The sequence below is a fragment of the Martelella sp. HB161492 genome (assembly GCF_013184775.1).
In the GTDB taxonomy this organism is placed as follows: domain Bacteria; phylum Pseudomonadota; class Alphaproteobacteria; order Rhizobiales; family Rhizobiaceae; genus Martelella.
Genome location: NZ_JAATVV010000005.1, coordinates 45766 through 59152, shown reverse-complemented (window position 1 = coordinate 59152; position 13387 = coordinate 45766). Strand labels below are relative to the sequence as shown.

General features: G+C 58.0%; 10 protein-coding genes. 6 read left to right on the top strand and 4 right to left on the bottom strand.

Translation table 11 applies throughout. The annotated features are described in order from the left end of the window. Positions 1–12 precede the first annotated feature (12 nt). The 3 genes from HCK86_RS09655 to HCK86_RS09645 form a co-directional block, all read right to left on the bottom strand. Positions 13–1095 carry a carbohydrate ABC transporter permease gene (locus HCK86_RS09655; RefSeq protein ID WP_176084530.1) on the bottom strand — a complete coding sequence of 361 codons (1083 nt, stop codon included), beginning with the start codon at positions 1093–1095 and terminating at the stop codon, positions 13–15. Between the two features lie 2 nt (positions 1096–1097). Beyond that, on the bottom strand, positions 1098–2087 hold the full coding sequence (locus tag HCK86_RS09650) for a sugar ABC transporter permease (RefSeq protein WP_348641059.1): 990 nt from the start codon (positions 2085–2087) through the stop codon (positions 1098–1100). A 71-nt stretch (positions 2088–2158) separates the two neighbouring features. Continuing rightward, the gene (locus HCK86_RS09645; RefSeq protein WP_176084260.1) at positions 2159–3424 is read right to left on the bottom strand and encodes an ABC transporter substrate-binding protein; all 1266 of its coding nucleotides are present in this window, start codon (positions 3422–3424) and stop codon (positions 2159–2161) included. A gap of 565 nt (positions 3425–3989) precedes the next feature. Between HCK86_RS09645 and HCK86_RS09640 the strand changes: the two genes are divergently transcribed. After that, on the top strand, positions 3990–4682 hold the full coding sequence (locus HCK86_RS09640) for a GntR family transcriptional regulator (protein WP_176084259.1): 693 nt from the start codon (positions 3990–3992) through the stop codon (positions 4680–4682). Between the two features lie 155 nt (positions 4683–4837). Here the strand turns inward: HCK86_RS09640 and HCK86_RS09635 are convergent, their stop codons facing one another. After that, a complete protein-coding gene (locus HCK86_RS09635; protein WP_176084258.1) occupies positions 4838–5875 on the bottom strand; it encodes a LacI family DNA-binding transcriptional regulator in 1038 nt (345 codons plus the stop codon). 258 nt (positions 5876–6133) lie between these two features. Between HCK86_RS09635 and HCK86_RS09630 the strand changes: the two genes are divergently transcribed. The 5 genes from HCK86_RS09630 (at position 6134) to HCK86_RS09610 (ending at position 13345) form a co-directional block, all read left to right on the top strand. Further along, positions 6134–7405, top strand: coding sequence for a dienelactone hydrolase (locus tag HCK86_RS09630; protein ID WP_210259867.1), 1272 nt, complete (start codon positions 6134–6136; stop codon positions 7403–7405). A gap of 258 nt (positions 7406–7663) precedes the next feature. After that, a complete protein-coding gene (locus HCK86_RS09625) occupies positions 7664–8641 on the top strand; it encodes a TRAP transporter substrate-binding protein (protein WP_176084256.1) in 978 nt (325 codons plus the stop codon). 278 nt (positions 8642–8919) lie between these two features. Continuing rightward, positions 8920–10008, top strand: coding sequence for a glycoside hydrolase family 88 protein (locus HCK86_RS09620; protein ID WP_348641058.1), 1089 nt, complete (start codon positions 8920–8922; stop codon positions 10006–10008). Positions 10009–10010: 2 nt separating this feature from the next. Beyond that, positions 10011–10847, top strand: a complete 837-nt coding sequence (kduI, locus tag HCK86_RS09615) for a 5-dehydro-4-deoxy-D-glucuronate isomerase (protein WP_176084254.1) — start codon at positions 10011–10013, stop codon at positions 10845–10847. Continuing rightward, positions 10847–13345, top strand: coding sequence for a hypothetical protein (locus HCK86_RS09610; protein WP_246739537.1), 2499 nt, complete (start codon positions 10847–10849; stop codon positions 13343–13345). Before kduI ends, HCK86_RS09610 begins: the two co-directional genes overlap by 1 nt. Positions 13346–13387: the final 42 nt, after the last annotated feature.

The following is a 13387-nucleotide window of genomic DNA, read 5'->3' as shown; positions in this document are numbered from 1 at the left end:
GGGACAATACTCTTATTTGACACCTGACGAGGCAATTCCGGCGGTGATGTATCGCTGCAGGAACAGGAAGACGAGCGCGAGCGGGAGCGCCGTCAAGGTCGTCATCGCCAGCAGCAGGTGCCAGACAATACCGTTTTCTGTCTGGAAACCGGCCAGCGCCAGCTGGAGGGTATGAACTTCGGGACGGTTGAGCACGATCAGGGGCAGCAGGAAGTCGTTCCAGCGGCTCATGACCGAGAAGACTGCGACGACAGCGAGCGCCGGCGTTGCGAGTGGCAGGACGATGCGCCAGTAGATCTGCCATTCCGAGGCATGGTCCATGCGGGCTGCTTCCAGCAATTCATCAGGTATGGTCAGCATATATTGCCTGAGCAGGAACACGCCTGTCGGTGTGGCGACGGTTGGCAGGATGACGCCCCAGAGATTGTTGACCAGCCCCAGTTCCGAGACGATCAGATAGGTGGGAACCAGGATGACCGTCGGCGGAACCATCAGTGTGGCGATGATCGCGACCAGGGCTATGGTCGAGCCAGTGAACCGGTATTTCGACAGAGCGAAGGCGGCCATGGAATTCATCACCAGCGTAATCAACGTCGCGATGATGGTGATGAAGGCCGAGTTGTAGATATTGAGCCAGATGTTACCGCCCGATGTTTCCAGCAATTCGCGGTAGTTTTCAAAGGCGAGATGGAATTTTCGGACCGGGCTCGTATCATTGACATCGACAGTAACGCGTCCGGCGGCGGGATTGTCTGGATCGATCATCTGGGCGCGGATGCCGATCCGGCGCAGCTGCGCCATCCGTTTGACCGTTCCGTCTTCACCGGTGACGTTGAAGAGCGGAAGTGGGTCGTCAAAGCCGTCGACCATGACGGTCTGAACGGTCTGTGGCACCAGGGTCGGCGGATATTCCGACAGATTGGCCGGCGCCTTGAACGAGGAGATGAAAACCCAGACCACGGGCAGGAGCATGATGACGACGCCGAGTAGCAGATAGCCATAGGTGACGTAATCGGCCCAGGTGGCCTTGATACCGCCCTGCCGGCGGGTCAGGAATGCACCGATCCCGCCACGTTGCGTGGTTGAAGCATGCATCGTCATTTTTTCCCTCCCGAAAGCTTCATCTGGACCAGCGTGAACACGAGCAGCGCGGCGCCGAGCATCAGCGAGGCTGCTGCCGCAAGTCCGTAATTGCGCGGCTGCGTGGCAAAGCCGGTTTCATAGATGTATTGAACCAACAGCATGGTCGCAGAACCGGGGCCGCCGCCAGTCAGCACGTAGATCTCGTCAAAGGTCTGAACCGAACGGATGACCGCGAGAATGAAGACAACCAGAAGAACCGGCTTCAGAAGCGGGACCGTGATCCTGTAGAACACCCGCCACGGCGAGGCGCGGTCCATTTTTGCCGCCTCATAGACATCGCGCGGTATGGACTGCAGGCCGGCGAGAAGAATGATCATGAAGAAGCCGGAATGGGCCCAGACGGTGACGAAGATGGCCCAGAAAAAGGCCCAGTGGGAATCGGCAAGCCAGGTGTATCGCTCAAAGCCGAAAAAGCCGAGAATACCGTTCAATATGCCGTTTCTCTGCAGGATCCACTGCCATGTCAGGGCGACGACGACCGGGGAGAGCATGACGGGAAAGAAGAACACGCCGCGGAAAAAGCCACGCGCCCTGATCTTGCCGTTCAACGCGATGGCCGTCAGCAGCGCCACAGCCATCATGAAGATCACCTGCAATGGCACGAACATAAGGAGATTGCCGAGCGCACGCCAGAACAGGTCGCGCGAACATGTCGCCGGATCGAGATAGTTCTGGCAGGCCAGCAGTGTCGCGTAGTTCTCGCTGCCGACGTAAGGTCTGTCCTGCAGGTAGAGATTGTCACTGCCAGTGAGCGAATAATAGATGTTGATGAAAACGGGTAGCAGGCTGAAGCAAAGAACGCTCAGCATGTTGGGCGTCAGGAAGACCCATGGCAGGCGTTTGACGCCCACCCGTTTCTGCAACCATTTCCAGACGGGCTCCACGGCGCGGGCGGGTAATGCCGCAGCCGAACCCAGTATGGTTGAAATCGTACCACTTGCCACGAGAGCACCTTTTGCAATTTGGCATTCGTCTTGTGACGGGCAAAGCCGCCACAAGACTTTCCGGGAGGCTGTTATTGTTTGGCGGCTTCGATCGCCAGGCGAACGTCCTGATCAATGCGCTGAAGCGCCGTATCGATATCCATTTCGTTGTTGATGACCTGGCTGATGCGCGTGGTGAGCGAATTCATCATGGCGCGCTCAAATGGCCAGCCCTGGAACCGGTAGGCGGTTTCCGTCATCTTGGGGATCTGGGCGATGAAGGTTGATAGCCCTTCCTGCACCTTGTCCGAAACACCGGGATATTTGATGCCCGACTGGATCATCGATTGTGCCGTAGGAATGTTGACGGCGGCCGAAATCATTTCGCGGAGATTTTCATCCTGCGATGCGAAGTTCAGGAATTCGCCAACGAGTTCGGGGTGCTTTGTCGACTTGAAGCCCGCCAGTGCACCGCCGCCAGGCATGGATGAACATGCGGCAACGCCGCAGGGGGCATCGATCACTTTCCAGTCGAAGAAATCGCCGACTTCTGAATCGAGACGGCGCAGCTGCCAGGATCCGCCATAATAAAGAACAGTTGTTCCATTGACGAAATCAGTGAAATTATCGCGCATCGTTGCGCCACCAACGGCGCCCCACAGATCCATTGGCATCACGCCATCGCGATGCCATGCGACAAACTGAGCGATGGCATTGCGCAAACCGTCGTCGATAACGGGCATGCCCTGTTCATCGACCAGCTTCGCGCCATAGGAAATCGCCATGGCAGCAAAGCGATGGCCCGAGCGGTCCATCTCGAAAGGGAAATCGGTGTTGGTGGCTTTGGCAACCTCCTGTGCTGCCTTGCCCCATTCCGTCCAGCTGGCCTGCGGGCCTGGCAGCGCTATTCCGGCCTGTTCGAAAAGCGTCTTGTTGACGAAGCCACCGGTGACCGTGATGGAATCCGGCAGTCCGTAAATGCCCTTCGGGTCAGAGCCTTCACCGCGCATCCAGTTCAGTACCATACCAAACTGCTTTTCGAAGTAATCGGCGTCCACATAGGGGCGGAGATCCAGATAGTATTTCGAGAGGCCACCCATATCTGTGACGACGGAAATGTCTGGTCCGCCGCCAGATGCGAGCTGTACCGGCAGGCTTTCGGCAACAGATTGATAGCTTACGACCTGGAGATTGATCTTGTCTCCCGGATGTGCGGCCTCAAATTTCTCGATAACCGGTTTGAGATACTCGTCCAGCGCTTGAACGGTAATCTCCTCCGCCCGCGCTGCGGTGGTAATGGAAAGGGTAGCGGCAGTCATCGCCAGCAGCAGACCAAGGCGTCTGGTTAAGCACTTCATGTTAATCCTCCCGATCGTCATAACTAGTCGACAGTTATTGCCTGTCTTTCAATAACTACCATACCATTATGGACTGTCAACGCTACTGCGAAAAGTTTTAGTTCGCATTTACTAACATTGGTCAAGAAAAGGTCCAGATGTGGCGCCGTCCCTTCGCTCAACCGGCGCGATTTCACAGCTTTAGGGATGCTGCGGCAATTCTCACAGACCTAGTTTCCAGGGTCTGGTCGTGGTGTGAAAAATAAGATATATATAACATATAGATAACGGATTTTATCGCCTCGCTTTGGTTTCGCCTTTTACTTGAGGTGAACGTGATCCAGACATTGTGCGTTTGAGGTCGGTTCACTTTTCATCGCCGATGAGATTGATCGCCGCCGCCATGGATGCAGCATCTCAAAATGCCTTGTGCAATGTGGCATATGCCTTGGAAACTTTATGATTTGCGTAAAATTCGCAGCAAGATGGAGAGAAAATTGCCAATTTGGTATGGTAAAATATCTTCGCTTTGGTATGGTTCTTTTTCCGGCGAGGGGGCCGGAGATAAAAGGCAAGGACCATCAACATGACGGAAACCGATCTCGATTTTCTCGGACCGGTGGATTTTAGCCAGCCGATTGTGCCGCAGATTCATCGGAAGTTGCGAAATGCTATCATACGCAACTATTTGGAGCCGGGGCGGCGCGTCTCGGAGGCTGGTGTCGCAGATGCTCTCAAAGTGTCCCGACAGCCTGTCCGGGAAACCTTCATTCGGCTTGCCGATCAGGGAATGCTCGATATCCGCCCAAAAAGCGGAAGTTCCGTGCCACAGATTTCCATTTCTAAGGTGATTCAGATTCAAGCTATCCGCGAGGCGATTGAGGCCGATATTGCCCGCGGCGCGGCGCGTCTGATGACCACCAGACATATTGATGATCTCTTTGCCCAGCTGGACCGGCAGGAATGCGAGGAGGCCCGCAATCCCTCAACCTTCATGGAGCTCGATGACCTGTTTCACAAAACGCTGGCGCAGGGCGCGGACCTCCCCTTTGCATGGAATGTGATTGAGGTGCAGAAGGCGCAGCTGGATCGCGTACGTTTCCTGGCGCTCAACGAAATACCTTCGAGTAGCCTCAAGGAACAGCACCGTGCAGTTGTTGAGGCAATTGCCGATCACAATCCGGATCGGGCTGAAATGGAGATGCGGGCGCATCTGCGGAACGTCTTGCGGGATCTGCCCATCATTGCGCGCCGGAACAGTAGCTATTTTATCGATTGACCGGACGTGGAGACAGTTACCCTGTATAGCAGTTTGTCCGGCATCGCCTGCTGTACAGCAGACTTGCTGATTTCGCTTCCAGGTTCGTGGAAGAACATATCTGTGACGGCGTCGCTAGCCGGGCCGTGATCGGGGCGAGACGCCCTCTCTGCCTCTCAGGCAGCAGGCAGATGCCGGATCGAGAGCTGGTGCGGCAGAAACAATGCGGGCGTCGCCGTCTGTGGGTCTAGCTGGCGCATGACCGCCGCTCCGAAAAGCTCCGCTGGGACCACGGCCGAATTGAGCCAAGGGGCAACCCATGCGTTGAAGATGAGATCGTCAAAGCCGAAGAAGACGAAGCGACTGGGCGGATCAAGCCCCGCTTCGTGCAGGGCGCGAAAGGCACCATAGGCAAGTGTATCGCTCAACCCGAGCACCAGAGGCGGGGTGTCGCCGGCCGCAAGCGCCTGCAGCATGCCGCTCCGCCCGACTTCGAGCAGATTCGTGCCCGGCGCCGTGGCCAACATCAGCGCGTCGTCCGGCAGTCCCTGCGCGGCAAACACCTCACGAATACCCTGAAGCCTGAGTGTCGCGGCCGTGCGGTCGAGCGAGCCATGCAGCAGCACGGCGCGACGATAGCCGCGTGCAAGAACTGCCCGAGCCACATCGCGGCCGGCCTCTCGATTGTCCATGCCGGCATAGCAGGACGTTCCGGCCCCCGGATCCGGTCGGTTGACGAAGACTTTCGGAACATCTTCCTGCCGGAGGCGGTCGAGCTCCGGGCTGTCGACAGCGCCAAGCAGCACGAATCCGCGCACCGACTGGGCGCGCATTTCGGCGAGAAACTCATCCTGAACCGCTGCATTTTCATGCGTGTCACTTAGGGCCATCACCAGACCGCGCTCTCGCATGGCCCTGCCCATCGACGCGGTGATGGCAGCCATGACCGGATTGATCAAGGATGCGGCAAGCACGGCGACGATCCGACTTTCACGCCGCCGCAAAGCCTGGGCCGCACCGGCAGGGCGGTAGCGCAACGCCTCGACCGCCGCCTTCACCCGCTTGACGGTTTCCGGCGATGCCTTGTTCGGAATGCCATTGATCACCCGTGACACTGTGGCGACCGAGACGCCTGCATGCCTGGCGACCTGGCGCAGTGAGGCCGGGGCCGATCTGGCCTTCGCTCCGGTTTCCGGTTTGTCCGAGGATGACATGGCGCGTTCCCTGGGGGCTGTTGTCGGCGCAGGCGAAAATATCGCAGGTCCGGCCGTGATAACGACTTGCCTAAAAAGACAGAAAAGTTCAACCTTGCAATAAGGGTAATCGATTACCCTTATTTGGGATACTGCTGCCCGCCGGCCGGAAATAGCGAGACGGACAGCAAAGGAGTGATTTTTGAGGAGATTGAAATGCATGCGATAAGCAGATTGGTTTGTGGCGTGGTCCTGCTGGCCGCCATGGGAGTGCCGGCCTTGGCCGAAAACAGAATTGATGTCATCCGGCCTGATGCGCCCGCGCTGGCCGCTTATGGTGACCAGATGGTGGGCGTGCGTGAACTGACGCTCGTTCATAAGGACCAGATCGACATCGCCAATGTGACTGCGGACATGACCACTCCGGATCAGATGCCCCGTTATGATCGCCCGCTGCCGGTCGAGATCTGGTATCCGGCCGATAGCGAGGCTACCGGTTCGACGACGCTTAAGGCCTATATGCGCGATGGCAAAACCTTGGTCGATCTGCACGGCAAGGCCATGCTAGACGCCGCACCGGCAAAATCGGAAACGGGCTTTCCACTGGTCATTGTCTCACATGGCTACCCCGGCAACCGGTTCCTGATGTCGCCGATCGCAGAAAATCTGGCATCCAAGGGCTATGTCGTGGTCTCGATCGACCACACGGACACCACCTACAGCACGCTGCGATCTTTCCCATCGGCCTTGGTCAACCGTTCGGAAGACCAGATGTTTGTGCTCGACGAAATCGCCCGCCTGTCGCAGGATCCGGACAGTTTCCTGAATGGTCTTGTCGATGCCGGGGATACGGCGATCATCGGCTACTCCATGGGCGCCTATGGTACTCTCGTTTCAGTCGGTATCGGCCTGACGGATCAGGCGGTCGACGCGCGAGAAGGGTTCTGGCACGCGCCGGCAGGTACGCTGGAGCGCTATCGGGCAAGTTCGCCTGCCTATCGCGGCCGCTTCGATCCCCGCATCAAGACAGCAATCGTTTTTGCGCCGGCCGGCTATTCCAGCGGCTTCTTTGATGATGAGACCTTGAAAGGCATTCGCGTCCCAACCCTTTTCATCGGCGGATCGAATGATGATACCGTCGGCTACAAGGATGGCGTTCTGCCGACATTTCAGGGTGCAAAAGGCGTTGATCGCGGCTTTCTGGTGTTTGAAGGCGCCAATCACAATGTCGGCGCCCCCATGCCCGCGCCGGAAGAAGCATGGGTCTACGACCCCGATCTGAAATTCAATCTCGCCATGCATTACACCGACTTCGTCTGGGACAATGTGCGCATGAACAATATTGCCACCCATTTTGGCACGGCCTGGCTCGGCAAGTATCTGAAGGGCGACGCGGCGATGCAGACCTATCTGGATCTTGTGCCCGTCTCCAATGATGGCGTCTATGACATGGTCGACGGAAAGCCTGCTGCAGACCATACCTACTGGGCCGGCTTCCAGCCGCGCACAGCCCAGGCACTGCGCTTCGATTTTCTGAGCGCTGAACATTAACCCTTCGCTTCGGGCCGATGCTTTCAAGGGGCGCCGGGTGTCTTAGCCCGGTGCCCCTTGATGTCGACGGCCAGCCAGGGCCGTCCTGTCGGGGAACCGGCGCCTGATGTTCGGAGACGATTTGAAATGAAATTTTCTTTCAACTTGAGAAATAAAATTTCATTTTGCATACTCTATTCCAGAAAAGTGCTCCTTTCCAATTCATGCCGCCGAGCGTCATGACGGGAGGAACGGGACCTTTCATCTGGGAGTGAGATAATGAAGAATACGACCTACGCACTTGTCGCGCTGGCGGCAGGTATTGCACTGTCATCAACTGCGGCCAACGCCGCAGTACGGCTGAAACTGGCTGATGCCCTTGCGGCAGACCACCCGACCAGCATCATCCTTCAGCAATTCGCCGACGAGGTTGAGGAGAAGACCAACGGCGACGTCAAGATCCGCCTTTACATGAATGCCGTTCTGGGTTCGGAACGTGAGGTTCTCGAACAGGTTCAGAACGGTGCGGTCGACATCACCCGCGTCAGCGCCGCCAATCTCGAGAACTTCAATCCGATCTACCAAGCTTTCACCCTGCCCTATCTGTTTTCGGATCAGGAACACTTCTACAAGGTGATGGACGGACCGATCATCGATCCGGTCTATGATGCCTCGATCGAGAGCGGTTTCAAGGGGCTGACCTATTTCGACAGCGGAGCCCGCTCCTTCTACACCAAGTCCAAGTGCGTTGAAACGCCGGATGATCTGAAGGGACAGAAGCTGCGCGTCATCAACTCCCACACATCGATCCGGATGGTCGAGCTGATGGGCGGCATTCCGACACCGCTTCCCTATGGCGAAATCTACACCGCCCTGCAGCAGGGCGTGATCGACGGAGCCGAGAACAACCCGACGGCACTGACGCTTGGCCGCCACGGCGAAGTCGTTAAATGCTATTCGCTCGATGAACACCTGCGTATTCCTGATTTTCTGGTCATTTCCAACACAGCTCTGGCAAAGCTGACTGATGAGCAGCAGGCCATCATCAAGGAAGCCGCTGTTCACGCGACGGAAGCCCAGAAGAAGGCCTGGAACGAAGCGGTAGACGAAGCCATGAAGCAGATTGCCGACATGGGTGTCGAGATCGTCCGCCCCGACAAGGCCCCATTTCAGGAAAAGGTCGCGCCGCTGATCGAGGAATACAAAGCCAACCCGGCAATCGGCCAATTGGTTGATGCCATTCAGAACGCCCAATAATCCTCGGAATTTCTGACATTACTGAAAGGCGTCCTTTTGCGCAGCGCGCGCGGAAGGGCGCCTTTTAGCTTTTCCGGAGGCCCTCGGGCGACGGCGGTGTCAGGCTGCAGGCTATCCTCTGTCGCCGCCCATTCAAGGCAGATCGTCCGCGATCCTTCTGCCGCGGTCCGCTCTTGCGAAACGTCAACCGAATCTGAATGAAATTTTATTTCATATTTCGCAATAGATTTTCATACTGCATATTATTGCCACCAAGAAATGAAAATGGAGGAAATGCGGTGCTCTCGGCAAAACACCTGAAACAGAAGATCGACCTCGTGGTTGATGGTTTGAAGTCGCTGCGCGATGAGGGGAAATTCAACGAGCCAAATCTTGACGGTTCGGCGGGAGACTATGTCAGCTTCAATTCCTGGGAATGGCCGCAGGGCGTCGGCCTCTACGGCCTTGCCCAGATGTGGCGCCGGACCGGCGACAGCTCGATCCGCATGCTGCTGGAGGACTGGTATGCCGGCCAGATCGAAAAAGGCCTTCCGCCGCAGAATGTCAACACCACCGCACCGATGCTGCCCCTGTCGCTTCTGTGGCAGGAAACCCGCGATCCGCGCTGGGAAGAACCGCTGAAGCGCTGGGCTGATCAGCTTCTCTCAGAGATGCCACGCACGCGCTGCGGCGGTTTCCAGCACAATGTCTCAGATAAAATCAATGACGACGAACTCTGGGACGATACGCTCTTCATGGTCGCCCTGTTTCTGGCCAGCTATGGCCAGGCCGCAGGGCGCAAAGACCTGGTGAGCGAGGCGGCGTTTCAGTTTCTCATACACACCTTTTATCTTGCGGAACACGAAACGGGCCTGTGGTTTCACGGCTTCACCTTCGACGGCCACCACAATTTTGCCCGTGCGCGCTGGGCCCGCGGCAATTCATGGATCTCAGCCGGCGTTCTCGACCTCCTGGAACTAGCCGAACTGGATGAGGCGACCCGTCGCTACCTGACCGAGGTGGTGCGCGCGCAGCTCGAAACGCTGATCGGCTATCAGGCCGAAAGCGGCGCGTGGCACACGCTGGTCGACGATGAAACCTCCTATGAGGAAATCTCGGCCACCGCTGCGATTGGCTACGCCCTGCTCAAGGGCGCAAGGCTCGGGATCGGTCCTGCAAGCTGGCGCGATGCCGGGCTGAAGGCCCTTGCCGTGACTGTGAAGAATATCGGCGATGACGGTGTCGTCGGCAATGTTTCCTATGGCACGCGCATGGGCCACGACCTGCAGTTCTACAGGGACATTCCGATCCAGCCGACCGGCTATGGCCAGTCCATGGCCCTGTTGCTTCTGGTCGAAGCGCTCAACATCGCCAGCGAAGAGGCATGATCATGTTTGAAGATACCCGTTATTCCGTGTCGCCCAAGGATGTGCGCGGCTATTCCAATGAACGTCTGCGTGAAGAGTTCCTGCTCGAGAGGCTGTTCGTCGCAGACAGGCTGCAGATGGTTTACACCCATGTCGATCGCATGATTATCGGCGGATTCCTGGCCATCCATGGCGAGGCCGAGATTGCCGATGGATCTGCGGTCGGAACACCCGGATTTTTCGATGCCCGCGAGATGGGGATCGCCAATCTCGGCGGTCCGGGAACCGCAACGGTGGACGGTCAGGTGTTCACAATGGAACATCGCGACATTCTCTATGTCGGACGGGATACCAAGTCGGTCAAACTCGCCGGTCTCGACCCTGACAATCCGGCCGCTTTCTACATGAATTCGGTGCCCGCCGGCTATGCCGTGCCAACCGCGCTGATCCGCAGGGCAGAGTCCAAACCGGTTACCATGGGCGATGAAGCCCATGCCAACAAGCGCACGTTGAGAATGTACATTCATCCCGAAGTGTCGCCGAGCTGCCTGCTGCTGATGGGGATCACCGAAACGGCTCCCGGCAGCATCTGGAACACGGAACCGCCGCATGTGCATGAACGCCGCATGGAGGCCTATGTTTATTTCAACATGGCCGCCGAGGACCGCGTGATGCATTTCATGGGTGAACCGCAACAGGTGCGCAGCATTGTCGTTGCCGACCGTCAGGGCATTCTGTCACCCGCCTGGTCCATCCATATGGGGGCTGGAACAGGGCCCTATTGCTTCGTCTGGGGCATGACAGGTGAGAACAAGGCTTATAACGATGTCTCGCCCGTCGCCGTGAAAGATCTGCTGTGATGAAACACGAAACTGAAATGAATGGTGCATTGCGCCGGTCGCTGCCAAAGGGCGCGCCGGTTTGCTACTGGCATGTTTCCGCTATCGCCCCGGAAGAATACAATGTCGCCGATACAACCATGTCCGGCCATATGGATGCACAGTTCTTCCTGACCAAGGAAAAGAACTTCATCCCCCACGAATATCCGTGCCGCACGGCCTTTTTGCAGGAACGGCACGGCCGGCGCCCCGTTCTCGTCGACAAGAAAGGCCCGTCGCGGATCTGGACGCCGTTCGGCTCGCCACGGGTCGACCTGTCCGGCTTCTGGTTTCGCGCCACAGCAGTTTCAGCCTGGGCTGAAACCCGTATCGAGGCCGAAACGGCCGGGGTCGCACGACTGAAACTCAGTTGCTGTGGCGGCGCCGTTCTCTTCGTCAATGGCGTTGAAGCGGGCCATATGAGCATCTATCAGCGCAACTTCGAGACCGCGAAGGAATTTGAGGTTTCGCTCGCAGTAGGCCTCAACACGATCACCGTCTTCTTCGACGATCTGGCTGAACGCGATGCCCGCTACTTCTTTGAGCTCGACTATCTCGACGGACCTGCCGCCCATGTCTCGCTCGCCGTGCCGTGCGCCGACCGTCTTGCCGATGAGATGGAAGCGCTGCTCGAAGCCATGCATTTCGAACATCCGGCCTATTCATCGGGAATGGTGGCCTTCAGATGCCCGGTCACGGTCAGCCAGGATCTCGCGGTCGAAATTGCGGTCGCCGGTGACTTCCTCGCCGAAGAGCACGATATTTTCACCAGCAGCCTGCCATCGGGATCGTCCAGACTGGAGGTTGGCGACGTGTCGTCCTTCCACAGCGATTTCCGCCATTTCGATGTCCGCCTGAGCGCCGGCGGGTTGACGATGTCGCGGCCCTTCACGGTCGAGATCGCCCGCTGTGCGGAACAGGGAGCGCCGCCTGAAAATCTCGATCAGAGAATCGACGAAGCGCTTCATCATGTCGCCGACAAGGGCTATGCCGACGCGATATCGGCGCTAGCTAGGCTTGGCCTTGGGCTTTCTGGCGACCGAACCGAAGAGATGATTGCCGTCTCGCTGCCGAAAATCGAGAACTGCCATGACTGCGCGGACTTCCATCTGGTGCCGCTGCTGTTCGGCCGCATTCTCTATGGCGACCTTCTGTCCGATGCCATCCGTGCGCGCATTGACGCGGCAACGCTGAACTTCCGCTACTGGATGGATGAGCCCGGCAATGACGTGCAGTGGTATTATTCGGAGAACCATGCGCTTCTGTTTCACACTGCGGCCTATCTTGCCGGACATTTCCACGCAGACAAGATGTTCGTCCGCGCAGGGATCAAGGGCGCAGAGCAATCACTGCGCGGTGCGGAACGTTTGCGGGCCTGGTTTGATCACTTCGAGAGATGGGAGATGGCGGAATTCAATTCAGTGCCCTATTTCCCCATTGATCTCAAAGGTCTGACCACGCTCTACGCACTCGCCCATGACGATGACATAAAGAGGCGGGCCGGCAATGCCATCCTGCGGCTGATCGCCATTGTTGCGGCTTCTGCCCATCATGGCACGCTGACAGCCGCGCAGGGGCGCTCTTATGAACATACGCTGATGGCCGCGCGCACCAGCGAACTGTCGGCGATCGCCCGCGTTCTGTGGTCCCGTGGCTATTACGGCCGAACTTTCCAGACCCTGCCACAACTGCTTCTTTGCTTGCGCGACCATGGCCTTGCCGTTCCCGCGGAGAACCGCGCTATCGCCTGCCTGTCGGGCGATGCGGCACGGGAATGGACCTTCTCCCAGGGCGAGAACAGCTTTGCCCATCTCTATCACTACAAGACGGCCGATACGGCGATGGGCTCGCTCGCCCGCTATCGTTGGCGTGAATGGGGTTACCAGGAAACCGTGCTACAGCTGCGGCTCGGTGACAATCCCGATGCCCAGATCTGGATCAACCATCCCGGCGAGGTCATTCATTGCGGTTTCGGCCGGCCCTCCTATTGGGGCGGTTGCGGTTCACTGCCGCGCGTCCACCAATATCGCGATCTGGCCGTCGTTCTTTTCGAGACCAATGAGGGCCAGCCGGAGTTCAGCCATATCTGGTTTCCTGAACAGGTGTTCGACGAGGCGATCCGCCGGGAGAATTCAGCCCTGGCCCGCTGCGGCAATGCCATGGCTCTGGTCATCGGCTCCGGCCCGCTCGAAACGGTTCAAACCGGCCCGACTGCTGGCATGGAAATCCGCCAGCATGGCCGCAAAACGGCCTGGCTGATCCGGCTCGGCGTTGCAGGTAGGGCTGAGACGACGCTTGCCGGCTTTGGCGTGCGGTTCGCGTCGCTGCATGCCGAAGAGCCGAGCGGAGGTGCACTCGTGATCCATGATCCGGACTATGGTGAGGTGTGTTTCGGCAATGACGGAACGATCGAAGCCGAGGGTCGCCGTCTCAATCCGGCGGACTGGACTATCCGCGGCGAGACGCAGGTCTTCTCCTGACCTCAGCGCTTCAGCAAAGAATAAGGGCCGTGACGCGCCGGC

Excerpts from the sequence above, each read along its gene's own strand:
- HCK86_RS09610 (WP_246739537.1), top strand. The coding sequence starts at position 10,847 with ATGAAACACGAAACTGAAATGAATGGTGCATTGCGCCGGTCGCTGCCA.
- HCK86_RS09655 (WP_176084530.1), bottom strand. The coding sequence starts at position 1,095 with ATGCATGCTTCAACCACGCAACGTGGCGGGATCGGTGCATTCCTGACC.
- HCK86_RS09640 (WP_176084259.1), top strand. The coding sequence starts at position 3,990 with ATGACGGAAACCGATCTCGATTTTCTCGGACCGGTGGATTTTAGCCAG.
- HCK86_RS09645 (WP_176084260.1), bottom strand. The coding sequence starts at position 3,424 with ATGAAGTGCTTAACCAGACGCCTTGGTCTGCTGCTGGCGATGACTGCC.
- HCK86_RS09635 (WP_176084258.1), bottom strand. The coding sequence starts at position 5,875 with ATGTCATCCTCGGACAAACCGGAAACCGGAGCGAAGGCCAGATCGGCC.
- kduI (WP_176084254.1), top strand. The coding sequence starts at position 10,011 with ATGTTTGAAGATACCCGTTATTCCGTGTCGCCCAAGGATGTGCGCGGC.
- HCK86_RS09625 (WP_176084256.1), top strand. The coding sequence starts at position 7,664 with ATGAAGAATACGACCTACGCACTTGTCGCGCTGGCGGCAGGTATTGCA.